Source organism: Citrobacter sp. HN-141, from assembly GCF_033341895.1.
Taxonomy (GTDB): Bacteria; Pseudomonadota; Gammaproteobacteria; order Enterobacterales; family Enterobacteriaceae; genus Citrobacter.
The window spans coordinates 19,224-42,976 of sequence record NZ_JAWPBF010000011.1 but is presented as its reverse complement, the minus strand read 5'-3'; the positions used below and the strand labels follow the sequence as shown (position 1 = coordinate 42,976).

The 23,753-nt window shown below is 52.6% G+C and carries 23 protein-coding genes and 1 pseudogene; 9 read left to right on the top strand and 15 right to left on the bottom strand.

All coding sequences use genetic code 11. The features are described 5' to 3' along the window. Window positions 1-368 precede the first annotated feature (368 nt). From treC to treR, 3 genes are all read right to left on the bottom strand, one after another. A complete protein-coding gene (treC, locus tag RYZ59_RS14705; protein ID WP_318049019.1) occupies window positions 369-2,021 on the bottom strand; it encodes an alpha,alpha-phosphotrehalase in 1,653 nt (550 codons plus the stop codon). 49 nt (window positions 2,022-2,070) lie between these two features. Then, window positions 2,071-3,489 carry a PTS trehalose transporter subunit IIBC gene (gene treB / locus RYZ59_RS14700; protein WP_318049017.1) on the bottom strand — a complete coding sequence of 473 codons (1,419 nt, stop codon included), beginning with the start codon at window positions 3,487-3,489 and terminating at the stop codon, window positions 2,071-2,073. Between the two features lie 157 nt (window positions 3,490-3,646). Then, on the bottom strand, window positions 3,647-4,594 hold the full coding sequence (gene treR / locus RYZ59_RS14695) for a trehalose operon repressor TreR (protein WP_137383943.1): 948 nt from the start codon (window positions 4,592-4,594) through the stop codon (window positions 3,647-3,649). A 417-nt stretch (window positions 4,595-5,011) separates the two neighbouring features. Here treR and mgtA point away from each other — a divergent pair, with 417 nt between their 5' ends. From mgtA to RYZ59_RS14675, 4 genes are all read left to right on the top strand, one after another. Next, entirely contained in the window at window positions 5,012-7,720 is a 2,709-nt protein-coding gene (mgtA, locus tag RYZ59_RS14690) for a magnesium-translocating P-type ATPase (protein WP_318049015.1), read from the top strand. A 375-nt stretch (window positions 7,721-8,095) separates the two neighbouring features. Further along, window positions 8,096-9,073, top strand: coding sequence for a TRAP transporter substrate-binding protein (locus RYZ59_RS14685; protein WP_318049013.1), 978 nt, complete (start codon window positions 8,096-8,098; stop codon window positions 9,071-9,073). Between the two features lie 55 nt (window positions 9,074-9,128). Beyond that, window positions 9,129-9,638, top strand: coding sequence for a TRAP transporter small permease (locus RYZ59_RS14680; protein WP_318049011.1), 510 nt, complete (start codon window positions 9,129-9,131; stop codon window positions 9,636-9,638). Between the two features lie 30 nt (window positions 9,639-9,668). After that, the gene (locus tag RYZ59_RS14675) at window positions 9,669-10,955 is read left to right on the top strand and encodes a TRAP transporter large permease (RefSeq protein WP_202039765.1); all 1,287 of its coding nucleotides are present in this window, start codon (window positions 9,669-9,671) and stop codon (window positions 10,953-10,955) included. A 91-nt stretch (window positions 10,956-11,046) separates the two neighbouring features. Here RYZ59_RS14675 and ridA read toward each other — a convergent pair whose 3' ends face one another. The 4 genes and pseudogenes from ridA to pyrL form a co-directional block, all read right to left on the bottom strand. Next, the gene (gene ridA, locus RYZ59_RS14670; protein WP_000047544.1) at window positions 11,047-11,433 is read right to left on the bottom strand and encodes a 2-iminobutanoate/2-iminopropanoate deaminase; all 387 of its coding nucleotides are present in this window, start codon (window positions 11,431-11,433) and stop codon (window positions 11,047-11,049) included. Window positions 11,434-11,509: 76 nt separating this feature from the next. Continuing rightward, window positions 11,510-11,971 carry an aspartate carbamoyltransferase regulatory subunit gene (gene pyrI, locus RYZ59_RS14665; RefSeq protein WP_003025816.1) on the bottom strand — a complete coding sequence of 154 codons (462 nt, stop codon included), beginning with the start codon at window positions 11,969-11,971 and terminating at the stop codon, window positions 11,510-11,512. Between the two features lie 13 nt (window positions 11,972-11,984). Beyond that, window positions 11,985-12,920, bottom strand: a complete 936-nt coding sequence (pyrB, locus tag RYZ59_RS14660) for an aspartate carbamoyltransferase (RefSeq protein WP_003025818.1) — start codon at window positions 12,918-12,920, stop codon at window positions 11,985-11,987. 2 nt (window positions 12,921-12,922) lie between these two features. Then, window positions 12,923-13,058 (bottom strand): annotated as a pseudogene (gene pyrL / locus RYZ59_RS14655) (pyr operon leader peptide). Here pyrL and RYZ59_RS14650 point away from each other — a divergent pair. After that, entirely contained in the window at window positions 13,038-13,160 is a 123-nt protein-coding gene (locus RYZ59_RS14650; protein WP_085951582.1) for a hypothetical protein, read from the top strand. The pseudogene pyrL and the gene RYZ59_RS14650 sit on opposite strands and share 21 nt — an antisense overlap. On the opposite strand, the gene RYZ59_RS14645 is transcribed toward RYZ59_RS14650, so the two are convergent. The 5 genes from RYZ59_RS14645 to arcA form a co-directional block, all read right to left on the bottom strand. Beyond that, a complete protein-coding gene (locus tag RYZ59_RS14645) occupies window positions 13,157-13,636 on the bottom strand; it encodes an arginine repressor (protein WP_202039762.1) in 480 nt (159 codons plus the stop codon). The genes RYZ59_RS14650 and RYZ59_RS14645 overlap by 4 nt on opposite strands. 144 nt (window positions 13,637-13,780) lie before the next feature. Continuing rightward, on the bottom strand, window positions 13,781-15,184 hold the full coding sequence (locus RYZ59_RS14640) for a YfcC family protein (RefSeq protein ID WP_318049003.1): 1,404 nt from the start codon (window positions 15,182-15,184) through the stop codon (window positions 13,781-13,783). A gap of 55 nt (window positions 15,185-15,239) precedes the next feature. Beyond that, window positions 15,240-16,244: an ornithine carbamoyltransferase gene (argF, locus tag RYZ59_RS14635; protein WP_318049001.1), complete on the bottom strand. Its 1,005-nt coding sequence runs from the start codon at window positions 16,242-16,244 to the stop codon at window positions 15,240-15,242. A 55-nt stretch (window positions 16,245-16,299) separates the two neighbouring features. Beyond that, a complete protein-coding gene (gene arcC / locus RYZ59_RS14630; RefSeq protein WP_194211576.1) occupies window positions 16,300-17,232 on the bottom strand; it encodes a carbamate kinase in 933 nt (310 codons plus the stop codon). Between the two features lie 9 nt (window positions 17,233-17,241). Next, window positions 17,242-18,462: an arginine deiminase gene (gene arcA / locus RYZ59_RS14625; RefSeq protein ID WP_079939090.1), complete on the bottom strand. Its 1,221-nt coding sequence runs from the start codon at window positions 18,460-18,462 to the stop codon at window positions 17,242-17,244. A gap of 674 nt (window positions 18,463-19,136) precedes the next feature. Here arcA and RYZ59_RS14620 point away from each other — a divergent pair. Next, window positions 19,137-19,589: a YhcH/YjgK/YiaL family protein gene (locus RYZ59_RS14620; RefSeq protein WP_079937263.1), complete on the top strand. Its 453-nt coding sequence runs from the start codon at window positions 19,137-19,139 to the stop codon at window positions 19,587-19,589. A 95-nt stretch (window positions 19,590-19,684) separates the two neighbouring features. On the opposite strand, the gene argF (RYZ59_RS14615) is transcribed toward RYZ59_RS14620, so the two are convergent. Together argF (RYZ59_RS14615) and argL are read right to left on the bottom strand one after the other, a co-directional pair. Further along, window positions 19,685-20,689, bottom strand: a complete 1,005-nt coding sequence (gene argF / locus RYZ59_RS14615) for an ornithine carbamoyltransferase (RefSeq protein WP_318048992.1) — start codon at window positions 20,687-20,689, stop codon at window positions 19,685-19,687. Further along, window positions 20,659-20,754 (bottom strand): putative translational regulatory protein ArgL, encoded by a 96-nt coding sequence (gene argL / locus RYZ59_RS24795; RefSeq protein ID WP_373371225.1) that lies wholly within the window; start codon window positions 20,752-20,754, stop codon window positions 20,659-20,661. Before argL ends, argF (RYZ59_RS14615) begins: the two co-directional genes overlap by 31 nt. A gap of 98 nt (window positions 20,755-20,852) precedes the next feature. On the opposite strand from argL, the gene rraB reads away from it, so the two are divergent. The 3 genes from rraB (at window position 20,853) to RYZ59_RS14600 (ending at window position 23,088) form a co-directional block, all read left to right on the top strand. Beyond that, window positions 20,853-21,278: a ribonuclease E inhibitor RraB gene (rraB, locus tag RYZ59_RS14610; protein ID WP_003025845.1), complete on the top strand. Its 426-nt coding sequence runs from the start codon at window positions 20,853-20,855 to the stop codon at window positions 21,276-21,278. A 51-nt stretch (window positions 21,279-21,329) separates the two neighbouring features. Continuing rightward, the gene (gene miaE, locus RYZ59_RS14605; RefSeq protein ID WP_318048991.1) at window positions 21,330-22,088 is read left to right on the top strand and encodes a tRNA isopentenyl-2-thiomethyl-A-37 hydroxylase MiaE; all 759 of its coding nucleotides are present in this window, start codon (window positions 21,330-21,332) and stop codon (window positions 22,086-22,088) included. 169 nt (window positions 22,089-22,257) lie between these two features. Next, the gene (locus RYZ59_RS14600) at window positions 22,258-23,088 is read left to right on the top strand and encodes a topoisomerase II (protein ID WP_318048988.1); all 831 of its coding nucleotides are present in this window, start codon (window positions 22,258-22,260) and stop codon (window positions 23,086-23,088) included. A 26-nt stretch (window positions 23,089-23,114) separates the two neighbouring features. Here the strand turns inward: RYZ59_RS14600 and RYZ59_RS14595 are convergent, their stop codons facing one another. Further along, window positions 23,115-23,618, bottom strand: coding sequence for a GNAT family N-acetyltransferase (locus tag RYZ59_RS14595; protein ID WP_318048985.1), 504 nt, complete (start codon window positions 23,616-23,618; stop codon window positions 23,115-23,117). Window positions 23,619-23,753: the final 135 nt, after the last annotated feature.

Genomic DNA, 23,753 nt, shown 5'->3' with positions numbered 1-23,753 from the left:
GGGGAAGCAGCCATGGGGCTATTCATCTATCAGGCCAATGACTTCCCGCAATCCCGACCCACTTTATCCACAATTCCACCGCTAACCGGGGAAATGTCGTTGTAGCAATTGTAGTCGATTAATACAACATATTGGGTCGGCGTGCATTTTAAGTTCTATATGTAGTGATTTGCATCAAGGATGTTTACGATTTATTTGATGTAGCGCAAAGTAAAAACTGGAGCGTACAGATGACGGGCACTGTAGCCGATTGTAAATTGTGGCAAGAAAAATCTGATTAATTATTCAACAAAAACAGGAAGGTAAGGCAGACATCTTCGGTGAAGCCCGGTCGCGCCATACGTACCGGGCTCAAAGCCAATTGCAAGCTATTTTTGCAGCCACCAGATGGCTTCAAAAGGACGTAATGTCATATCGCCTGGCTGACTGGCGACCTCGGCATAGTTGTGCATCATCACCTGCCAGTTTCCCTGGGTGTCAGCGGGTTGCCAGGGCTGGAAGGTGTCGCTCAGGTTGGCAATGACCAGAAGCCGTTGCCCTTGCCACTCGCGCTGATAACACCACATGTGCGGGCTGTCAGGTAGCAGATCCTGGTAATCACCCCAGGTGAGAATCGGCTCCGCTTTACGCAATGCAATCAGCTTCTGATAGGTATAGAACACCGAGTCGTCATCATTCAGCGCCGCTGCGACATTGATATCCGCTGCGTTGTCGCACAGATTGATCCATGGCTCACCCTGCGTGAAGCCTGCGTGTTTGCTGGCATCCCATTGCATCGGTGTGCGGCTGTTATCACGGGATTTGCTGGCGAGGATCGCCAGTAATTCGTCGGCATCGCGTCCCTGCGCATTCAGCTCAGCGAACATGTTATGGCTTTCTACGTCGCGATAATCGGTTATCTGGCGGAAGTGTGGGTTGGTCATGCCAATCTCTTCCCCTTGATAGATATAAGGTGTGCCCTGCATACCGTGCAGCACCATGGCCAGCATTTTAGCGGCAGGAACGCGGTATTTCTCTTCATCGCCGAAGCGCGAAACGATACGTGGCTGATCGTGATTACACCAGAACAGCGCGTTCCAGGCGACGTTGTGCATGCCTTGCTGCCAGTGGCGGAACAGGGTTTTTAGCGCCACATAGTCGGGTTTTGCTAACGTCCATTTCTCTCCATTGGGGTAATCCACTTTCAGATGGTGGAAGTTAAAGGTCATCGACAACTCACTACCATCCTGGGCGGCGTATTGCTGGCAATGTTCCAGCGTAGTGGATGACATTTCTCCCACCGTCATCAGATTGCGTGGAGTAAAGACATCGCGGTTCATCTCGCGCAAGAATTCATGTGCGCGTGGACCGTCGGTATAAAAACGGCGTCCATCGCCGTCTGGATCGTTCGGGAAGTCCTGATCTTTAGAGATAAGATTCACCACGTCGAGACGCAGACCGTCCACGCCGCGATCGGCCCAGAACTCGCACACTTTTTTCAGTTCAGCGCGAACCGCCGGGTTTTCCCAGTTCAGATCGGCCTGCTCTGGGGCAAAGAGGTGCAGGTAATACTGCTCGCTTTCGGCGTGCCAGCTCCAGGCGCTGCCGCCAAATTTGGAGCGCCAGTTGTTCGGGCTGGCCTCTGACGTGCCATCGCGCCAGAAATAAAACTGACGATACGGGCTGTTTTTATCCAGAGCTTCACGAAACCAGGCATGCTGGGTTGAGGTATGGTTAAACACCATATCGAGAATAATGCGGATGCCACGTGCCTTCGCCTGCGCGACCAGTTCGTCAAAGTCTGCAAGCGTACCGTAGGCCGGATCGACGGACATATAGTTAGCGACGTCATAGCCGTTATCAACTTGCGGTGAAATGTAGAATGGCGTCAGCCAGATAGCATCGACCCCCAGTTTTTGCAGGTAGTCGAGACGCTGTGTTACACCGCGCAAATCACCGGTACCGCTACCGGTGGTGTCCTGAAAACTCTTGGGATAAATTTGATAGATAACGCCGTTTTGCCACCAGTGTGGAATATTCATTGCTGTTTCCTGGAGATACGATGGGGCGCAACTGCGCCCCGAAGAAAAGTCAGACAATCTGTAAGGTGCCCTGACGGTATTTACGCTGGTAGATGAACGAGGTCAGTACCATCGGGATAACAATTGAAATCACCATCGCCAGACCAAATACCTGCCAGTACGTTGGCTGGATGGAGAGGATGCCTGGCAAGCCGCCGACGCCAATGCCGTTTGCCATCACACCGTTCAGGCCGCACAACAGCCCGGCAAGGCCCGAACCAATCATCGCGCACAGCATCGGGAAGCGATATTTCAGGTTGATGCCGTACATCGCGGGTTCAGTTACCCCCAGATAGGCGGAGATCGCGGCGGGAACGGAGATTTCACGCTCGTTGTGTTTACGGCTGGAGATAATGATGCCGACCACTGCGGAGGCCTGAGCGATGTTAGACAGCGCAATCAGTGGCCATACCGGTGTGCCGCCCATGCTCTGGATCATCTGCATATCGATAGCCAGCGTGGTCTGATGTACACCGGTGATCACCAGCGGGGCATACAGGAAGCCGAACAATGCTGCGCCAATCGGGGCAAAGCTGCCGGTCAGCAGATGGCGGACGGCAAACGCCACACCGTCGCCGATCATGCGGCCAAATGGACCGATAAAGGCATGGGCGAGGAACACGGCGAGGATCAGCGAACATACCGGGACGATGACCAGGTACAGATAATCCGGGACGATGCGTTTCATCCGCGTTTCAATAAAGCCGAGCGCCAGGCCCGCCAGCAGCGCCGGAATAACCTGCGCCTGGTAGCCCACTTTCTCGATACTGAACAGGCCGAAGTTCCACACTTCCGGTACCTGCTGGCCGAGTAAATAGGCGTTCATCAGTTGCGGAGAAACCAGCGTGATGCCCAGCACGATGCCGAGGATCGGCGTACCGCCCATTTTCTTCACCGCCGACCAACAAATCCCCACCGGCAGATAGAAGAAGATCGCTTCGCCAATCAGCCACAAGAAGTCGTAGAGCGTTTTCAGCGAGGGATGCATCTGCGCCAGCGTCTGCCCGTTGCTCATCGGCACATCGCCGATGACGTTACGAAAACCTAAGATCAAACCACCGCTTATCAACGCTGGGAGCAGCGGGAAGAAGATCTCCGCGAAGTGGGAAATCAGCTGCTCGTGCCACTTCATGTTCTGCCGTGCCGCTTTCTTTGCCTGCTCTTTGTCGGCACTGGCTTGTCCGGTGGTCGCCAACAGCGCCTTGTAGTAATCGCCCACCTCGGTGCCAATCACCACCTGGAATTGCCCGGCGTTGGTGAAGCAGCCTTTGACCATCGGTAGCTGTTCGATCTCTTTCGGTCTGGCATTCGCGGGGTGATTCAACACAAAACGCAGGCGCGTAATGCAGTGACTCACCGTGGCGATATTGTCGCGCCCGCCAACCAGCTCTATCAGTCGGTCGATATCCGCTTGTTTTACTTTGCTCATGATGACGTGTGTTCCCCGTAGGTCGGATTAGACGCTTTCGCGACGTCATCCGGCAGCTGTCTCGTTGTTGGTGCCAGAGTATATCTTCGGTGAATATTTAAAAATGGGAACGTTCCCGAAACGCAGCGAAGATCACAAATTAGTGCTCAGAAAGCGATCAGGAGAGGGTGGCGGGAATGACGATTTGCCGCAGTTCGCTGCGGCCGTTGATCTGTTCGATCAGCTGTAACGCCGCTTGCCGTCCGGCTTCAGCGTAGCCGGGATCGACGGTGATGATCTCCGGATGGAGGAATTTCATCAGCGGCGTATTACCGACGCTCGCCAGTTGCAGGTTGTCGATTCGCTGTTCCTGCAGATATTTGCTGACGCCAAGGGCAAGCGTGTCCGTTGCACAGACTAACGCGGTGGTTTCCGGCGTAATGACATCGGCGGCATGCTCATAGCCCTGCTTCATGGCAAGACCTGGCAGAGCAGCGACAGGATGCAGCTTATGTTTCTTGCAGAAGGTCAGGTAGGCCTCATGACGGCGCTTACCGGTGGTGACGTCGCTATGGGGGACGCCAAGGAAACTGATATGACGATGTTCACGATCGTACAGACGCTGCATCAGGGTATGAATGGCGCCTTCGTCGTCATAACAGACGGAGGCAAAGCCTTTGGCATCCCTGGCCAGCAGCACCAGCGAGTCCTGCCAGGAGGTGAGCATGGTTTCCGTTACGCCGGTAAAACCAAACAGCACCACGCCATCAATGTTGCGACGTTTGAGCATTCCCAGATGTTCTTCTACCAGTTCAGGTGAGAACTGGCTTTCCATCATGATCGGATCGTAACCCTGTTCATAAAAGGCGGGCAGCATGGTCTGCACCGCGAGGTTTTCTGAAAGTGAGTCCAGACGAGTGACGATAATCGCCACGACTTTGTCGCTTTGCCCACGCATGGCACGTGCGGAGCGGGAAGGGGAAAAACCGTGCTGATTCATCACTGCTTCAACACGTTCACGGGTGCGTTCGCTAACGCCGCTTTCGTTGTTGAGCACGCGGGAAACCGTTGATTTCCCCACGCCGCTTAAGCGGGCGATGTCTTTAATAGTCAGCCGATTTTGCATCCTGTTTTCCCGTTGCGCACTTTTTCAGTTATATCAAAGAGAGTAACTTTACTCATGTGGAGTGCAATGGGTAAAGTCTGCTTTAAACCGTTCACCCTTCAGGCGATGTGTATACGTTTGGTTTAGTTTCCATGCTGTATCATACCGCCATAATTGTCACAAACCTTATGGTTTTCTGCGTATAATCCGCAGCGCTTATCATTCACTTACCGGAGGCTATATGGATCCCGATCCCACCCCTCTCCCGAAATGGAGAACCCCCCTTCTCCGGTAAGCCTGTTTTCACTGTCTTACCGGAGCTGTAAGACAGTGACGTTCTGACGTCCCTGTTGTGATTTTAAAATTGCCACCAGGCAAGGCTTTGCCACGCCTGAAGGATTTACTGCGCCCGCTTATACTGGTGCAGAGGGACTGCCTATGTTCAAAAATATTACCCGCCAGCTGTTTGCCCGGCTTAACCGCCATTTGCCGCATCGTTTGGTGCATCGCGATCCGTTGCCTAATGCGCAGACCGTTGCCAGCACGCCGATCCCACCGTCACTCAGTGAACATTGCCTGAAGATGGCGCTGATGGATGAAGAGGCGCTGTGGAAAACGTTTGATGCGCATCCGGAAGGATTGAATGCCGCAGAAGTGGAGAGCGCCCGCGAAAAGCATGGCGAAAACCAATTGCCGACGCAAAAGCCGTCGCCGTGGTGGGTACATCTGTGGGTCTGCTACCGCAACCCGTTTAATATTCTGCTGACTATTCTGGGCGGCATTTCTTATGCCACCGAAGATCTGTTTGCTGCGGGCGTCATCGCCTTGATGGTGTGTATCTCTACGCTGCTGAATTTTGTGCAGGAGGCGCGTTCCACCAAAGCGGCGGATGCGCTGAAAGCGATGGTCAGCAATACCGCAACTGTCCTGCGTGTCATCAACGAAAAAGGGGAGAACGGCTGGGTTGAGCTGCCGATCGACCAGCTGGTTCCTGGCGATATTATTAAGCTGGCAGCAGGCGATATGATCCCAGCCGATCTGCGTGTGGTACAGGCTCGTGACCTGTTCGTGGCTCAGGCTTCGCTGACCGGTGAGTCTTTGCCGGTTGAGAAAGTGGCGACCAGCCGTGACCCGCAGCAAAGCAACCCGCTGGAGTGCGATACCCTGTGTTTTATGGGCACTAATGTGGTGAGCGGAACGGCACAGGCCATTGTCATTGCCACCGGGGCGAACACCTGGTTTGGACAACTGGCAGGCCGCGTCAGCGAGCAGGAAAGTGAGCAGAATGCCTTCCAGAAAGGGATCAGCCGCGTCAGCATGCTGCTGATTCGCTTTATGCTGGTGATGGCGCCCATTGTGCTCATCATCAACGGCTACACCAAAGGTGACTGGTGGGAAGCGGCGCTGTTTGCGCTGTCTGTGGCGGTGGGGCTGACGCCGGAAATGCTGCCAATGATCGTCACCTCAACGCTGGCGCGCGGGGCGGTGAAGCTGTCCAAACAGAAGGTCATCGTCAAACACCTCGATGCTATCCAGAACTTTGGCGCGATGGATATTCTGTGCACCGATAAAACCGGTACCCTGACTCAGGATAAAATAGTGCTGGAAAATCATACCGATATCTCCGGTAAGCCCAGCGAACATGTCCTGTATTCCGCGTGGCTAAACAGCCATTACCAGACCGGGCTGAAGAATCTGCTGGATACGGCGGTTCTCGAAGGTGTGGATGAAGAATCTGCCCGTCAGCTCTCCACCCGCTGGCAGAAAATTGATGAAATCCCGTTTGATTTCGAACGCCGCCGTATGTCGGTGGTGGTCGCTGAACAAACCGATGTGCATCAGTTGGTCTGTAAAGGGGCGTTGCAGGAGATCCTCAGCGTTTGCACCCAGGTGCGTCATAACGGGGAAATTGTCCCGCTGGATGAGAACATGCTGCGCCGGGTGAAACGCGTTACCGATACGCTGAACCGCCAGGGGTTGCGCGTGGTGGCGGTGGCGACGAAATACCTGCCAGCGCGTGAGGGCGATTACCAACGTATTGATGAGTCAGACTTGATCCTCGAAGGCTATATCGCCTTCCTCGATCCACCGAAAGAAACGACCGCCCCGGCGCTGAAAGCCCTGAAAGCCAGCGGTATTACGGTGAAAATCCTCACTGGCGATAGCGAGCTGGTGGCGGCGAAAGTGTGTCATGAAGTGGGTCTGGATGCTGGTGATGTGGTTATCGGCAGCAGCATTGAAGGGTTAAGCGATGATGAGCTGGCAAAACTGGCTCAGCGCACCACGCTGTTTGCCCGCCTGACGCCAATGCACAAAGAGCGCATTGTCACGCTGCTCAAGCGCGAAGGCCATGTGGTCGGCTTTATGGGCGATGGTATCAACGATGCCCCAGCGTTGCGCGCGGCGGACATTGGTATTTCCGTTGATGGTGCGGTTGATATTGCGCGTGAAGCGGCAGACATCATCCTGCTGGAAAAGAGCCTGATGGTGCTGGAAGAGGGGGTGATCGAAGGGCGTCGTACTTTTTCGAACATGCTGAAGTACATCAAAATGACGGCCAGCTCCAACTTTGGTAACGTGTTTAGCGTGCTGGTGGCGAGCGCATTTCTGCCGTTCCTGCCGATGTTGCCGCTGCACTTACTGATTCAGAACCTGCTGTACGATGTATCCCAGGTAGCGATCCCGTTTGATAACGTTGATGAAGAGCAGATTAAAAAGCCGCAGCGCTGGAACCCTGCCGAGCTGGGACGCTTTATGATCTTCTTTGGACCGATCAGCTCTATCTTCGACATTCTGACATTTTGCCTGATGTGGTTCGTTTTCCATGCCAATACGCCAGAGCATCAGACGTTGTTCCAGTCAGGCTGGTTCGTGGTCGGTCTGCTGTCGCAAACGCTGATTGTGCATATGATCCGTACCCGCCGCGTACCGTTCATCCAGAGCCGCGCCGCATGGCCGTTGATGCTGATGACGCTGGTCGTGATGGTGGTGGGCATTGCGTTACCGTTCTCGCCGCTGGCCAGCTACCTGCAATTGCAGGCACTGCCGCTGAGCTACTTCCCGTGGCTGATTGCGATTCTGGCGGGTTACATGACATTAACCCAGCTTGTGAAAGGTTTTTATAGCCGTCGTTACGGCTGGCAATAACTGCTACGCGTCTCAACAGGATGGTGTTAACACCATCCTGCATTTCTCTTCTTCATTCGAAGATATTCCTCCGTAATATTGCTGTTTTATTTTTATTGAAATACTAACGCGGCTAATTAGCCTAAAACCGCGTCCTTTGCGTTGCTTTTTTATCAGGAAAACGATCTGCGTTGCAAAAATGAAACAGCGTGCTAAAAATTATAGAGCTTAGTTTTTTTTTGTGAAGACAGTCATCGAAATAAATTGTTACACCAGTTAGTCTGCACCGGTAACGTCGTTAAGAAAGGTTCTCGCTGCCCATTTTTAATTCCGGCAGTCATTTGCTCTGCAAGCTATTCCTGTTAATGGATATTATGAACTTCTGGAGAAGGACAAATGAAACTGACAAAAAACCTGATAAGTCTGTGTATTGGCGCATCGGTATTACTGGCCAGCCATTCAACGTTGGCACAAACCTTCCGCGCCGCAGACGTGCATCCGGCTGATTACCCGAACGTGGTGGCAGTGAAACACATGGGGGAAAAGCTCAGCGCGGCGACCGATGGTCGTCTGGAAATTAAAACATTTCCAGGTGGTGTGTTAGGCGATGAAAAACAGATGATTGAACAGGCGCAATTAGGCGCTATCGATATTATTCGCGTCTCGATGACACCTGTCGCTGCTATCCTCCCTGAAATTAACGTCTTTACCCTGCCGTATATTTTCCGTGATGAAGACCATCTGCATAAGGTTCTCGACGGCATGATCGGCCAGGAAATTGGCGACCGTATGACGGCAAGTAACAAATCACGGCTGGTGTTTTTGGGCTGGATGGATGCGGGGACGCGTAACCTGATCACTAAAAATCCGGTGGTGAAACCGGAAGATTTACACGGTATGAAAATCCGCGTGCAAGGAAGTCCGATAGCGCTGGATACCCTGAAAGCGATGGGCGCTAACTCCGTTGTCATGGGCGTCAGCGAAGTCTTTAGCGGCATGCAGACCGGCGTTATTGATGGCACGGAAAATAACCCGCCAACGTTTGTTGCGCATAACTATTTGCCGGTCGTGAAAAACTATACCTGGAGCAGACACTTTATTATTCCTGAGCTTTTTCTGTTCTCGAAAGCCAAATGGGATAAGTTGAAAAAAGAAGATCAGGATCTCATTATTAAACTCGCTAAAGAAGCACAGGTAGAGCAGCGAAAACTTTGGCAGGATTATAATGCGAAATCACTGGAGACCATGAAAGCCAACGGCGTTCAGTTCCACGATATTGATACGGACTATTTCTATAAAGCCACGCAGTCAGTGCGGGATAATTACGGTAAAGACCACCAGGATTTGATCAAACGTATTCAGGATGTGCAGTAGTTCATCGGGCGGATGATATCCGCCTGAATCATTTGATTAATTCGAGGTGATGATTATGGGTGAATGCTATTCATCGGTAATGGATTTTCTTTATCGGGTCTCAATGTGGATTGCCGGTGTGGCATTATTGGTGATGGTTGCCATTATACCGATTGGGATATTCGCACGTTATGTCCTGAACAATGCCCTGTCATGGCCTGAACCCGTTGCTATTCTCTGCATGGTGACATTCACCTTTATTGGTGCTGCGGTTAGTTATCGCGCAGGCTCACATATCGCAGTGAGTATGGTCACTGACCGTCTGGGCGAAAGCGCCCGTCGTTCTTGCTTTATTGTCGCGGATATCATGCTGGCGGCGATAAGCCTGTTTATCCTCTGGTACGGAACCAATCTCTGTCTTGAGCTGTGGGATCAACCCGTTGCGGAATTCCCGATTTTAAGCGCTGGGCAAAACTATCTTCCGCTGCCAATTGGCTCTGCTATCACGCTGCTCTTTATTGTTGAGAAGATCTGCCGTGGCCCGCAGTACCAGCGTCCCGTTGTCATGCTGGGATCGACCAGCTAATTACCGCCCCCATTTCATTAAGGAAAGCAGATGGATGCATTTATTCTCGTCTTTACGCTTGGCATCATGCTGGCGATTGGGGTACCGGTAGCGTACGCGGTAGGGATTAGCGCCATCATTGGTGCCTGGTACATTGATATCCCACTGGAAGCGGTAATGATCCAACTGACCAGCGGCGTGAACAAGTTTTCTTTGCTGGCGATCCCGTTCTTTATTCTGGCCGGTGCGATCATGGCCGAAGGCGGAATTGCGCGTCGGTTAGTGAATTTTGCCTACATTTTTGTTGGTTTTATTCGCGGAGGTTTGTCACTGGTCAACATCGTGGCATCGACCTTTTTTGGCGCCATTTCCGGATCGTCCGTGGCAGACACCGCGTCTATCGGTTCGGTGATGATCCCGGAGATGGATAAAAAAGGTTACCCTCGCGACTTTGCCGCGGCGGTGACCGCCAGCGGTTCGGTGCAGGCAATCCTTACGCCGCCCAGCCATAACTCGGTTATCTACTCGCTGGCAACGGGTGGGACGGTGTCGATTGCCGCGCTATTTATCGCCGGGATCCTGCCGGGCCTGCTGTTAAGCTTGAGCCTGATGGTGATGTGCGTGGCGTTTGCCCATAAACGCGGCTATCCAAAAGGCGAGCGTGTACCATTTCGCCAGGCGCTGAAGATTTTCGTTGATACGCTGTGGGGCCTGATGACCGTTGTGATCATCATGGGCGGTATCCTGTCAGGTATCTTTACTGCGACGGAGTCTGCGGCGATTGCCTGCCTGTGGGCCTTCTTCGTCACCATGTTTATCTATCGCGATTATAAATGGTCTGAGCTGCCGAAGCTGATGTTCCGCACGGTGAAAACCGTCACCATCGTGATGATCCTGATTGGTTTTGCTGCCGCGTTTGGCGCTGTCATGACCTACATGCAGTTGCCGATGCGTATCACCGAAGCCTTCACCAGTATCTCGGATAACAAATACGTCATCCTGATGTGCATTAACATTATGCTGCTGCTGATTGGTACGCTGATGGATATGGCGCCGCTGATCCTGATCCTGACACCGGTTCTGCTGCCGGTGACCAACGCGCTCGGTATTGATCCGGTTCATTTCGGCATGATCATGTTGGTGAACCTGGGGATCGGGTTGATTACGCCGCCGGTAGGGTCGGTGCTGTTTGTTGCCAGCGCGGTGAGTAAGCAGAAGATTGAACAAGTGGTGAAGGCGATGCTGCCGTTCTACCTCGTCCTGTTCCTGGTGCTGATGTTGGTAACGTACATTCCGGCGATTTCGCTGTTCCTGCCGAAACTGTTTGGTGTGCTGTGATAAATGCCCGGTGGCGCTCGCGCTTACCGGGCCTGCAAATTACGCTTCCGTCGGCCGGATAAGGCGAAACCGCCATCCGGCACAAGGAAACTTAGCGACGAACGGCGATCGCTTCAATCTCGATTTTCACGTCTTTCGGCAGACGAGCAACTTCCACGCAAGAACGCGCCGGGAAAGTCGCGTTGTGCTCAGTGAAGAACGCTTCGTAGGTGGCGTTGACGGTTGCGAAATCGTTCAGGTCTTTAACGAAAACGGTCGTTTTTACGATGTCGCCCACTTTCAGGCCTGCTGCTTCAACGATAGCTTTTACGTTTTCCAGCGACTGACGCGCCTGAGCGGACACGTCTTCCGCTACGGCACCGGTTTTCGGATCGACCGGGATCTGACCGGAAGTGATTACCATGCTACCCAGGTCAACGCCCTGAACGTATGGGCCGATTGCTGCTGGTGCATTTTCCGTCGCGATAGTCTTGCTCATGATTTCTCCTGAATTACAGCGGTAATAGAATGTTCCCGGCCATTATAGGGAGCCGGGATCTCATAACCAACCCCAATTAGTTGGCCAGCACCACATAATGCGAAAACTCTTTTTCACAGTATTTGCATTTGAGTGCGATGTCATCGGCACGCTTTTTCACTGCAAAACTGGAGGAAACCGGCTCAGCATGACTGATACAGTTGCTGTTCGGGCAAACCAGTACATTGTCGATACGCTCAGGCAGGCTCGGACGTGATTTACCCACCACGTCGTAATCGTCAATGCGGTTTACCGTTGCCTGCGGGGCGTACAGGGAGAGCTGGTTTACCTGCTCATCGGTCAGGAACGTGTTTTCGATTTTAATCAGGTCCTTACGGCCCATCTCACCAGACGGCAGGTTCAGACCGATGGTGATACGTTGGTCGGTTTCCGTCAGTTTAAACAGCGTCAGCAGCTTAAAACCAACCTGTGCGGGAATATGGTCAATCACGGTGCCACGTTTGATGGCTTCAACCTGCAGTTTGTTATCGTGTGTCATCTCTTTTTCTCCCTTACAGTGCCAGTTCGCTATTCAGTACCAGTGCCAGTAACGCCTGACGGGCGAAGATGCCGTTGCCAGCCTGCTGGAAATACCAGGCGTGCGGCGTCTTATCGACGTCGGTGGTGATCTCATCGATGCGCGGCAGCGGATGCAGCACCTTCATGTTCGCTCTGGCGCCGTTCAAATCGCTGGCGCGCAGGACAAACTGTGCTTTCACGTTGGCGTATTCGGACGGGTCCAGACGCTCTTTTTGCACGCGGGTCATGTAGAGAATATCGACCTCCGCCATCACCTCTTCGATGGTGCCGTGCAGGCTCCAGGCGATACCTTTTTCGTTCAACATATCCAGAATGTATTGCGGCATGGCCAGCGCGTCCGGGGCGATGAAGTAGAAACGGTTACCTTCGAACTTCGCCAGCGCCTGGGTCAGGGAATGGACGGTACGGCCATATTTCAGGTCACCCACCATGGCGATGTGCAGATTGTCCAGGCGGCCCTGAGTTTCCTGAATGGTAAACAGATCCAGCAGCGTTTGGGTGGGATGTTGGTTGGAGCCGTCGCCTGCGTTTAGTACCGGAACGTTACCGGAGAACTCCGTAGCCAGACGCGCGGCGCCTTCCTGCGGATGACGCATGACGATGGCGTCGACATAGGTGCTGATGACGGAAATGGTGTCGGCCAGGGTTTCGCCTTTTTTGCCCAGAGAGGTGTTGCTGCTGTCAGAGAAACCCACCACGCTGGCGCCCAGGCGGTGCATCGAGGTTTCAAAGGATAAACGGGTGCGGGTTGACGCCTCAAAGAAGCAGCTGGCAATTACCTTATGCTTTAGCAGCTCCGGCTGTGGGTTGGCTTTCAGTTTCGCCGCTGTCGCGAGAACCAGATTGAGGTCATCGCGGCTGAGGTCATTTATGGAAATGATGTGTTTTTGATAGAGCGGGTTAGCCATGTTTATCTCCTGACGTCTGGGCAAAAAAAAAGCCCCTCAATTGAGGGGCTTGGAATGGATGATCAACGGAAAGAAAAACGGCAGGCCAGCGTCCTTTTTCAGACGCGGTAAGACAAAATGTCGTACACACTGAACCATACATCCTCCCGGCAAATTGTCCGCGATTATACTCAGCTCCGTTATGGGATCAAGCGGAAAATGCACAATTTATTCACCGCAAACGGTTCTTATGAATTTTAATTCATTTTAAATAGATAGTTAATCTGCTTGTGCACCAGCCCCGTTCGCTGCACGACGCGCGGCGCAACCCAGACAATACTGCTGCCAGCGATGACACCCAGAATCTCTGGTAACGCGTGGTAATCGAGGATTCTGGCAACGGCACGGCCATAGCCTGCGGCAGTGTGAATGAGGATAAACTCGCTATTGTGTTCCACGCTGACCACCATTTCAGCAATCGATCGGGCTGCATCAGGAGCGGGGCGTGATTGCGGATTTACAGAATAAATTTTTTGCCCTTTTGTATTTCTTATTTTTATCGCCCCGAGCAGTTTCAGCAGGCGGGATACCGTTGACTGGCTAATTCCGGTAAAACCATGGTGCTGGAGATCGCGGCGAAGCGCTTCCTGGGACTGGTAGCTTTTTTCAGTAATCAGGCGCTGACAAATCGCCAGTTGTTTCTGCTCTTTGGTCGAGTAATCATCGAATTCCTTCATAAATACACCCTAAATTTATCACTTGTATCAATGTGATGGCGAAATTCACCACATTTGCAGTATCAATAACGGCTCAAACGGGCGGTTGTGCAGAAAAACGAGAGCACGTTCAAAAAAGCCGTCGGGGTCCGACGGCTAAAAGGGCTACAACATCGCGCCGATACTCAGGACGGCCATGTTCAGTAACGTCAAAATGAGCAGCAGCGGGGCGACCCATTTCAGGTATCGCACGTAAGGAACGCGGGCGATGGCCAACCCGCCCATCACAACTGCTGAGGTGGGCGTAATCAGATTCACAATGCCGGAAGCGGATTGATACGCGGTGACGACCAGATCCCTGGGGACATGCGCGAAGTCGGCCAGCGGGGCCATAATGGGCATGGTGAGGACCGCCAGGCCTGAAGAGGAAGGGACCAGGAAGGAGAGCAAAACTTCCAGCCAGTAGGTCACATTGATAAAAATGGTGGTGGAAAGTCCGGAGACGATACTTTCCGCGCTGTGCAGAATAGTATGGGTGATCATGCCGTTATCCATCACCACCACGATGCCGCGTGCAATACCGATAATTAGCGCGACGCCAAGCAGGTCACGTGCCCCGTCAATGAATGTGCCAGTAAATTCCTCCTCACTCATACGGGCGATAACGCCGACGATAATCGCAGATGCCAGAAAAACCCCGGAAATTTCCGCCATCCACCAACCGAGCACCGCCACCCCATAAATCATGACCGCAAAGGCAGCGGCGAAAATGAACAGGATGCATTTACGCGTTGCTGTGAATTCAAGATTGGTATTGGCGCGACTACCGAGAAAATGGACGCGGTTTTCTTCCATTTTATCTGCCACGATGGAAAGTTCAGGATGGCTGCGAACTTTCCGTGCATAGCGCATGACCCAGACCACGCAGATAACATAGCCGACGACCAGCAGCAGAATACGCATCAGCATGCCCTGGGTGAAGGGGATCCCGGCGGCGTTAGCCGCGATAACCGTTGCGAAAGGGTTGATTGTCGAGCCGAGTGTGCCAATGCCCGCGCCGAGCAGAACGGTGGCGGCGGCCACCAACGGATCAAAGCGTGCGGCCATCATTACCGGAACCAGCAATGTGTAGAAAGGGAGTGACTCCTCCGCCATCCCGTAAATCGTACCTCCGGCGGCGAACAGTCCCATCAGAATGGGGATCATCCACTCCTCTTTACCGTTCAGCCTGACCGTCACGCGCTCGATACCTGCGTCGATGGCGCCTGTTTTGTTTACCACGCCGAGAAACCCACCAATAATCAGGACAAACAACGCCACATCAATGGCGCCTGCGGTATAGGTTTCGTGGTTGTAAAGACCGTCAATCGGCGCCAGCAGTACAGCGGTAAAACCTTGCGGATGCGCCTCTGTCGGGGCATAAGTACCGGCAACCGGCACTTCTTTGCCCAGAGTGGCATTCATCGCCATCTGGTATTTCCCTGCCGGGACTATCCAGGTCATAACGGCGACGAGTGCAATGAGAATAAACAGGATGGTATATGCGCTGGGAAATTTGAATTTGCCCATGATGTTCTCCGGATAGCTTGGGCATATGCCGTCAGGCGACATATGCCCGCTGGGGTTAGTCGCCGAGGGTCGCTACCATTACCGCTTTAATGGTATGCATCCGGTTCTCTGCTTCGTCGAAGACGATGGAATGCGCTGACTCAAAAACCTCTTCAGTGACTTCAAGCCCTTTCAGGCCGTAGGCCATTTCAATTTCACGTCCAACCTTTGTGTGCTCGTTATGGAAGGCGGGTAGACAGTGCATAAATTTCACATTGGGATTACCGGTTGCGTTGATGACCCGCTGGTTAATTTGATAGGGCGTCATCAGACTTACGCGTTCTGCCCAGGCTTCTTTGGGTTCGCCCATAGAGACCCAGACATCGGTGTAGAGGAAATCGACGTCGTATACGCCTTCTTCAACATCCTCTGTGAGCGTAATGCGTGCGCCAGTCACGCTGGCAATTTCACGGCATTCGGCAACCAGCGCCTCGTCAGGCCAGAAGGATTTAGGTGCGACCAGACGGATATCCATCCCCATTTTCGCTGCGCCAACCATCAGCGAATTACCCATGTTATTGCGGGCGTCACCGAGATAAGCGAAACTCAGTTCCGGCAAGGTTTTACCCGGCGCGTGTTCCAGCATGGTCATCAGATCCGCGAGGATCTGGGTGGGGTGAAATTCATTTGTCAGTCCATTCCAAACAGGAACTCCGGCGAACTGCCCCAGCTCTTCCACAATCTCCTGACCGTATCCGCGGTACTCAATGCCGTCGTACATGCGGCCTAGCACGCGGGCGGTATCTTTCATTGATTCTTTGTGACCGATCTGCGATCCGCTTGGACCGAGGTAGGTTACCTGTGCGCCCTGATCGAAAGCGCCAACTTCAAAGGCGCAGCGGGTACGGGTTGAGGTTTTTTCGAAGATCAGCGCGATATTTTTACCCACCAGCGTCTGTCTTTCACGCCCGGCCTTTTTTGCCGTTTTTAACTCGATAGCCAGATCGATCAGGTACTGGATTTCCGTCGGGGTGTAGTCCAGCAGTTTGAGAAAATTGCGATTTTTCAGGTTAACAGTCATGAAAATGTCCTTATGTAGGCCGGATAAGGCGTAGTCGCTATCCGGCAAAAAAGCCCTACGCGTTTGCGTCGGTGGTTTCGAGCCGAATGAGCGTGCCTTTGTCTCCGGCGAGGATGGCCGGACCGTCAGCCAATGAGCCGATGCCTGCTATTCCGTGACAGCGAGAGACAAATTCCGCGCAGGCGGTGACTTTGGGGCCCATTGAACCGGCGTCGAATTGCATTTCGCCGAGCAGTTCCGGTGTGACCTGGGCCAGCGGGCGCTGGGTAGGTTTGCCCCAGTCGAGATACACGGCATCAGCATCGGTCAGGATCAGCAGCGCATCGGCGTGGATTTGGCTGGCGAGCAGGGCGGCGGAGAGATCTTTGTCGATCACCGCTTCAATACCGTGGTAACCATCGGCTTTTTCCACTACCGGGACACCGCCGCCACCGTTGCAGATAACCAGATGATCGCGGGCGATCAGTGTGCGAATAGCGTCACTTTCAACGATACGTTTAGGTTGTGGAGAGGGCACAACGCGGCGGAACGCTTTGCCATCAGCTTTGAAAACCCAGCCTTTTTCCGCCTGCAAGGCGCTAGCCTGGTGAGCGTCGTAAATCGGCCCGATATATTTGGTGGGATTGCTGAAAGCCGGATCGTGAGCATCGACTTCAACCTGTGTCAGCAGCACACTAATTTCACGCTGTGGAAGCTGGTTTTTCAGCGCCTGTTGCAGCATATAGCCGATCATTCCCTGACTTTCCGCGCCGAGAATGTCGAGCGGATAGGGGGTAACGCTGGCATACGCGCTGTTTTGCAACGCTAAAAGTCCAACCTGGGGACCATTGCCGTGTACCAGGATCACGCGCCACTGTTGCGTGAGCTGCGCGATAGTCTTTGCCGCCAGCTCAATATTCTTGCGTTGGATGTCAGCTTCCAGCGGCTCGCCGCGTTTAAGCAATGCATTGCCGCCCAAAGCTACAACCAGGGTAGGTTTGTTTTCCATGACTTTTCCTTAAATACCGTCGCGTTCCAGTGGGCAGCTCATGCAGCGTGCGCCGCCGCGTCCGCGTCCAAGTTCGTCGCCAGGAATGGGTAAAACGGTGATGCCTGCTTTGTCGTATTTCTCGTTGGTCCAGATGTTGCGCTCGTAGCCCACTACCACACCGGGGCGCAGCGTCAGGACGTTGTTGGCGTCATTCCACTGTTCGCGTTCAGCTTCGAAGGCATCGCCGCCGGTGGTGATCAGGCGAATTTGGTCGAGGCCAAGTGCTTTCTCGAGAGCATTGAGCAGCGTATTTTCCTGCGTCCTTTTCAGTCCGCCGCGACCGTCTGGTGTCAGGGTCCAGCACTGCACATCCGGACGTACTACTTCCGGGTAGACGGAGAAGGTATCGATATCGATGTGGGTCATTACGGTATCGAGGTGCATGCAGGAGCGATGTTTAGGCAGTTCGACCGCGATGACGCGTTCTGCCTGACGATGGCTGAATAGCGACTGGGCAAGGAACTCAATTCCCTGCGGCGTTGTGCGTTCCGACATACCGATGAGAACGGCACCGCGACCAATGACCAGCACATCTCCACCTTCTAATGTGGCGTGGTCGTAATTAATATTTTCATCGCCGAAATATTTAATAAATTCACCATCAGCAAATTGGGGATGCCAACGGTAGATCGCCCGCAGGTTATTGGTTTCTCGTTGCCGCGCTGTTTTTGCCATTGGATTAATTGACACACCGTTATATATCCAGCATGAGGTGTCGCGGGTAAATAAGTGGTTTGGTAATGGCTTCATAATGAAATCATTAATATCGTGAGTATCGACCACCATATTTTTGATTGAGGCAGGAATTTCTCCATAGGTCAGCCCACCGCTTAAATGCCGGGCGAGTTCCCGGTGCTGCATATCTGCAAGCCAGGCGCGAATATCCGTGGCGAAAGCGGGGCCAAGGCGATAATCAGAAATTTGTGTATCCAGTAGCCAGCTTTTGGCATCAGGGATATCCAGGGTTTGTGTCAATAAATCAGTGAGTAACAGAACCTCAATTCCCTGTTCACGCAACGTGTTGGCGAAAATGTCATGCTCTTCTCCTGCACGTTCTACCGAAAGAACATCATCAAAAAGCAGTTCCTGACAATTTGATGGCGTCAGCCTTTTTAAACTGAGGTTAGGGCGATGTAGCATCACGCTACGTAATTGACCGATTTCCGACCCGACATAATGCTTTTCCATCATTATTCCTTTAATACTATTTTAAAAAATAAAGAGGAGATGCCTGCAAATAATATTTATCGCAGACATGTTTTTTTCAGCTGATTTCAAAATCTATATTTAGATCTTATTTGATGAGGAAACGTGATTTATTTCACAGTCAGGTCGATATTTGTCTTTTGTTGTTTAATTTATGATATGGCTCTGAGAATTAAAAAAATAAAAATACGAATAATTGAATCACTACGCGGGAATATGTCTTGTTATTTATTAGTGTTAATTTTATGTACATATTTAAAAGTGCTGCGATATAAATAATCTATTGATTTATCTGTGATTTTTTCTGTGTGGTGAATTATTATGCGAATCTATGATTTTATTATTTGTGCGGTAAAGTTTATTTCAAAATAAATATGACGATGGAGAAGAATAGCGAAGGAGATGTGAACTGTGAGCGACGGCTGGTTTTTCTAACAAAGCTTTTGATAACAGTGAGTTACTGATGTAGTCGGAAAAGGGTAGCCGAAAGTTATGCAGAGTTTATGCATAACCTTTTGCCGAGAGTTAGCAATTAATTAACATCATCAGCGATAAACATGCGTTGACGCAAAATATCGGCAAATAGCAGTGGTATGGCAGCGCGTTTTTTCGTATAACAACTAAAATGAAACGATGTTTTAATTAAGGGGTTTGAGATGATTGTCGGCAATATTCACAACCTGGATGCCTGGCTGCCGGAAGAGCTGCGTCAGGCGATTGAACACATTAAAGCGCATGTGACGGATGCGACGGAAAAAGGTAAGCACGACATCGACGGCGATCGTCTGTTTTATCTGATTGCTGAAGATATGACGGAGCCGTTTGCACAGCGCCGCGCCGAGTATCACGAGCGCTATCTGGATATTCAGATCCTGCTCAAAGGCCAGGAAGGTATGACCTTCAGCACGCAGCCTGCGGGCGCGCCGGAAACTGACTGGTTGGCGGATAAAGATATCGCCTTTCTGCCGGAAGGGGTACAGGAGAAAACGGTGGTGCTGAACGAAGGTGATTTCGTGGTGTTTTATCCGGGCGAAGTGCATAAACCGCTGTGCGCGGTCGGTGCTCCAGCGCTGGTACGCAAAGCCGTGGTGAAAATGCGGGTGGCATAAGCGTGCTTGCCGGGGGCGGCTTCGCCTTACCCGGCCTACGGGAACACGGTTGTAGGCCGGATACGATGCTTAGCATCGCCATCCGGCATATGCCCTCATTTCGCCAGTGTCGCCACCATCACCGCTTTGATGGTGTGCATCCGGTTTTCCGCCTGAGAGAATACGATGCTGGCGGATGACTCAAACACCTCGTCGGTGACTTCCATCCCGCCGTGCAAACCATACTCTTGTGCCATTTGTTTACCCAGCACGGTTTGATCGTCATGAAACGCCGGCAGGCAGTGCAGGAATTTCACCTGCGGATTACCCGTCAGCGCCATCATCGCGCTATTAACCTGGTACTTACGCAGCAGCGCAATACGTTCGGCCCACTTCTCTTTTGCTTCGCCCATTGATACCCAGACGTCGGTATAGATGAAGTCCGCGTCTTTCACGCCCGTGGCGACATCTTCGGTCAGCGTAATATTGCCGCCGTTTTTCTGTGCCAGCGCTTTGCACTCCGCAACCAGACTTTCCTCTGGCCAGCAGGCCTGCGGCGCGACCAGGCGCAGATCCAGCCCGGTTAACGCGGCGGCTTCCAGCATGGAATTGCCCATATTGTTGCGGGCATCGCCGGTGTAGACCAGCGTCATCTCATTAAACGCTTTACCCGGCAGGTGTTCCTGCATAGTTAACAGATCCGCCAGCAGCTGAGTGGGATGAAACTCGTTGGTTAATCCGTTCCATACCGGAACTCCAGCATATTCCGCCAGCGTCTCGACAATCTCCTGGCCGTGGCCCCGATACTGAATACCATCGTACATGCGGCCGAGCACGCGGGCGGTGTCTTTGATCGACTCTTTATGGCCAATCTGGCTGCCGCTTGGCCCAAGATATGTCACGCGCGCGCCCTGATCGTATGCGGCAACTTCGAAAGAGCAACGGGTACGGGTTGAATCTTTTTCGAAGATGAGCGCGATGTTTTTACCGGTGAGCTTAGCGACTTCAGTGCCGTTTTTCTTATCCGCCTTCAGCTGTGCGGCGAGCTGGAGCAGTGACGTGAGTTCAGCAGAGGTGAAATCAAGCAGTTTCAAAAAATGTTTCTGATAAAACGCAGACATGGTTCCCTCACATGGCTTAGGCCATTTATTGAATTAAAATTCAATTTATATGTATGTTTATTCATTTGCAACCTTGTTTAACAAATCTTTCCTGGAAAGGTGGAGGCAATGACAGCGGTATGTGACAATAAGAGTATCGGCAGGACATTATGAGGAACGAGCCATGGCAAACCCGGAACTACTGGAAGAACAGCGTGAAGAAACACGCTTGATTATTGAAGAGTTACTCGAAGATGGCAGCGATCCAGACGCGCTGTACACTATCGAGCATCACCTTTCCGCGGATGACTTCGAAACCCTGGAAAAAGCGGCAGTAGAAGCCTTCAAGCTGGGTTATGAAGTGACCGAGCCGGAAGAGCTGGAAGTGGAAGAAGGCGACACGGTTATTTGCTGTGACATTCTGAGCGAATGTGCACTGAATGCGGAGTTGATCGATGCTCAGGTTGAGCAGCTGATGAACCTGGCAGAAAAATATGATGTGGAATACGACGGTTGGGGCACCTATTTTGAAGACCCGAACGGCGAAGAAGGCGAAGACGGCGACGATGAAGACCTCGTCGACGAAGATGATGACGGCGTGCGTCACTAAGTCATCTGATGACCTGCGGTAGCCCAGGCTGCCGCAGGCCAAGGATAATGTATGGATTACCTGCAAATACTCTCCCCGATCCACAATTTCCTGCACTGTAAAACGCCCCAGGCCTGGCTTGATAAAGCGCGAGACCCGGCGAATCTGCCCCTGTTATTGACCGATCACCTCGTCTGTGAGCTGAAAGCGGCGCAAACGGCGATGCTGCTGGTGCGTAAGTATGTCGCGGATAAACAGGGATCGCAGGCGCTGCTGGACTGGCTGAAACCCTATGAGGCTTTTGCGTTCAGAGAAGGGGATGAGCCGGATTTTATCGCGCTGAATAAACAGATCAGCAAAAGCGTGATGCCGCAAACCGACGACCCGTGGGGACGCAAGCTTATCGACAGCATGGTTTTGCTGATCAAAGAAGAGCTGCATCACTTCTGGCAGGTGCGTGAGGCGATGATGAGCCGCAACATTCCCTATATTAAGATTACCGCCAGCCGTTACGCTAAAGGCATGCTCAAAGAGGTACGCACCCACGAGCCGCTGACGTTAATCGATAAACTGATTTGCGGGGCTTATATTGAGGCGCGTTCCTGTGAACGGTTCGCCGCGCTGGCACCGTATCTGGATGACGATTTGCAGGCGTTTTATCTGTCGCTGCTGCGATCCGAGGCGCGGCACTATCAGGATTACCTGGCGCTGGCGCAGCAGGTTTCAGCCGATGATATCAGTAGCCGGGTGCGGTTTTTTGGCGAAATAGAAGCCGCGTTGATCTCCTCTCCCGACGATGAATTCCGCTTTCACAGCGGCGTACCCGCGTAATACGCTTTCCCGGCGCGACTCGCCATGATTGCCGCGCCATCTCTCCTCTTCCTGATACCTGCAGATAAATTCTGGTGGCTGGAAAACCATCGCCTCTACCGTAATAATCAGAACACACAACGGGAAAATATATTCCCGACATACATATTGATTTGAATAAGGATGGTTAATGAACTGGGCACACGTAGTGTTGGCGGGCTATATCGGGGCGGTGATTGCTATCGTCGTCGGCATGTTTCGCAAAAAAGGCTGGGTAGGCAAGATCTCCGGCGCGGTGATTTTTGTGGTCGCGATTATTGCATGGAATATTTTTGATGTGCACTACCTTATCCCGCGTGAAAGTCCGGAATATGGTATGACCGAAGAGCAGAAGTTTGACAATGCGATGCGCGCCAACCCGGTGTTTCAGGTGATCAGGGAGCAGGAGCCTGCGCTAACACAAAAAATCATCACCCAGGCCGTGCAGATGAAGAACGAGGGCAAAAGCGAGCAGCAGGTTATCGACGCCATACAGCCGCAAATCCTTCAGCTACAGATGGCACGTTTGCAGCAAGCACCTGATGCTAACGTCATTGAGTATATGAAGATTAACCTCGAGCAGATTGCCGCGGTGGAAAAGGTGGGTGATGACGAATGTTTCCGTTTCCTGTTTCCGGCGGTGAAAGGGGGCATTAACCCGGTACATCTTGTCCCGCGTGAGATTATGAGTCGGCGGATGGTGGGCGATATGGGCATGATGCGCGCCGCCTATGGCCCGGATAAACATACGGTGACGGCCGAGGAAAAACAGCTGGCGCTGCAGGATTTACAAGCGATCAGCCCCGGACTGGTGCAGCGCTATGGGGATGATATTCAGATTATGGCCGACCCGAATAAAGGGATTGGCAAAGAGAAGATCGCCTGTGAGATTGTGCAGGATCTCTGGACTCAGGTGCTGAAGCTGCCAACAGCTCGTGCGGCTGGCGTGATCCGTCTGATGCTTTCAGCTGAGATGCAGTAAGGCCGACATGGCCCCTCGGCGTGAAGTCAGAGGGGCTTTAACATCCTTACTTCGCAATCGACGTGGCCGGTGCAGCCAAGCGCTTCGCTGATGTGCTCAAACCCTAAATGTTCATACAGACGAATAGCTTCAGTCAGAAACGCGGTCGTTTCCAGATAGCACTGCTTAAAACCCTGCTCACGGGCATGATCCAGCGCCATCAGCGCCAGCTTTTTCGCCAGCCCCTGACCGCGTGCGCTCGACAGGAAATACATCTTTTGCAGCTCGCAAATGTCCGGCTCGCTACAGCCTAACGGCGCAACGCCGCCGCCGCCCACGACTTCACCGTTTTGCTCAACCACCCAGTAGGCCGCGCCCGGCTGGCTGTAAACCTGGAACAGTTCGTCCAGATTGGGGTCGGCAACGGTATAGCCTTTATCGGCAGTCAGGCCGTATTCGGCGGAGACCTGGCGGATCACATAGGCAATGGCGGCGTTGTCGTCGGCAGCAATGCGACGCAGCGTAGCCGAGACAGGCGTAATGACACTCATAGCGAACTCATGACATAAAAGTGAGACATATGCAGTTAATACCACTGCGAAGAGGGGAAGTGCAAGCGAGGATAATTCAACACAGGTCGGATGCGCTATGCTTATCCGACCTGTGTTGACGATGCCTGTAGGCCG

Coding starts and splice junctions, on each gene's coding strand:
- rraB (WP_003025845.1), top strand. CDS start 20,853: ATGGCAAACCCGGAACTACTGGAAGAACAGCGTGAAGAAACACGCTTG.
- ridA (WP_000047544.1), bottom strand. CDS start 11,433: ATGAGCAAGACTATCGCGACGGAAAATGCACCAGCAGCAATCGGCCCA.
- pyrB (WP_003025818.1), bottom strand. CDS start 12,920: ATGGCTAACCCGCTCTATCAAAAACACATCATTTCCATAAATGACCTC.
- pyrI (WP_003025816.1), bottom strand. CDS start 11,971: ATGACACACGATAACAAACTGCAGGTTGAAGCCATCAAACGTGGCACC.
- RYZ59_RS14600 (WP_318048988.1), top strand. CDS start 22,258: ATGAACTGGGCACACGTAGTGTTGGCGGGCTATATCGGGGCGGTGATT.
- RYZ59_RS14685 (WP_318049013.1), top strand. CDS start 8,096: ATGAAACTGACAAAAAACCTGATAAGTCTGTGTATTGGCGCATCGGTA.
- RYZ59_RS14640 (WP_318049003.1), bottom strand. CDS start 15,184: ATGGGCAAATTCAAATTTCCCAGCGCATATACCATCCTGTTTATTCTC.
- RYZ59_RS14650 (WP_085951582.1), top strand. CDS start 13,038: ATGTCGTACACACTGAACCATACATCCTCCCGGCAAATTGTCCGCGAT.
- treR (WP_137383943.1), bottom strand. CDS start 4,594: ATGCAAAATCGGCTGACTATTAAAGACATCGCCCGCTTAAGCGGCGTG.
- miaE (WP_318048991.1), top strand. CDS start 21,330: ATGGATTACCTGCAAATACTCTCCCCGATCCACAATTTCCTGCACTGT.
- treC (WP_318049019.1), bottom strand. CDS start 2,021: ATGAATATTCCACACTGGTGGCAAAACGGCGTTATCTATCAAATTTAT.
- arcC (WP_194211576.1), bottom strand. CDS start 17,232: ATGGAAAACAAACCTACCCTGGTTGTAGCTTTGGGCGGCAATGCATTG.
- RYZ59_RS14680 (WP_318049011.1), top strand. CDS start 9,129: ATGGGTGAATGCTATTCATCGGTAATGGATTTTCTTTATCGGGTCTCA.
- RYZ59_RS14595 (WP_318048985.1), bottom strand. CDS start 23,618: ATGAGTGTCATTACGCCTGTCTCGGCTACGCTGCGTCGCATTGCTGCC.
- argF (WP_318048992.1), bottom strand. CDS start 20,689: ATGTCTGCGTTTTATCAGAAACATTTTTTGAAACTGCTTGATTTCACC.
- argF (WP_318049001.1), bottom strand. CDS start 16,244: ATGACTGTTAACCTGAAAAATCGCAATTTTCTCAAACTGCTGGACTAC.
- mgtA (WP_318049015.1), top strand. CDS start 5,012: ATGTTCAAAAATATTACCCGCCAGCTGTTTGCCCGGCTTAACCGCCAT.
- treB (WP_318049017.1), bottom strand. CDS start 3,489: ATGAGCAAAGTAAAACAAGCGGATATCGACCGACTGATAGAGCTGGTT.
- argL (WP_373371225.1), bottom strand. CDS start 20,754: ATGAATAAACATACATATAAATTGAATTTTAATTCAATAAATGGCCTA.
- RYZ59_RS14620 (WP_079937263.1), top strand. CDS start 19,137: ATGATTGTCGGCAATATTCACAACCTGGATGCCTGGCTGCCGGAAGAG.
- arcA (WP_079939090.1), bottom strand. CDS start 18,462: ATGGAAAAGCATTATGTCGGGTCGGAAATCGGTCAATTACGTAGCGTG.
- RYZ59_RS14675 (WP_202039765.1), top strand. CDS start 9,669: ATGGATGCATTTATTCTCGTCTTTACGCTTGGCATCATGCTGGCGATT.
- RYZ59_RS14645 (WP_202039762.1), bottom strand. CDS start 13,636: ATGAAGGAATTCGATGATTACTCGACCAAAGAGCAGAAACAACTGGCG.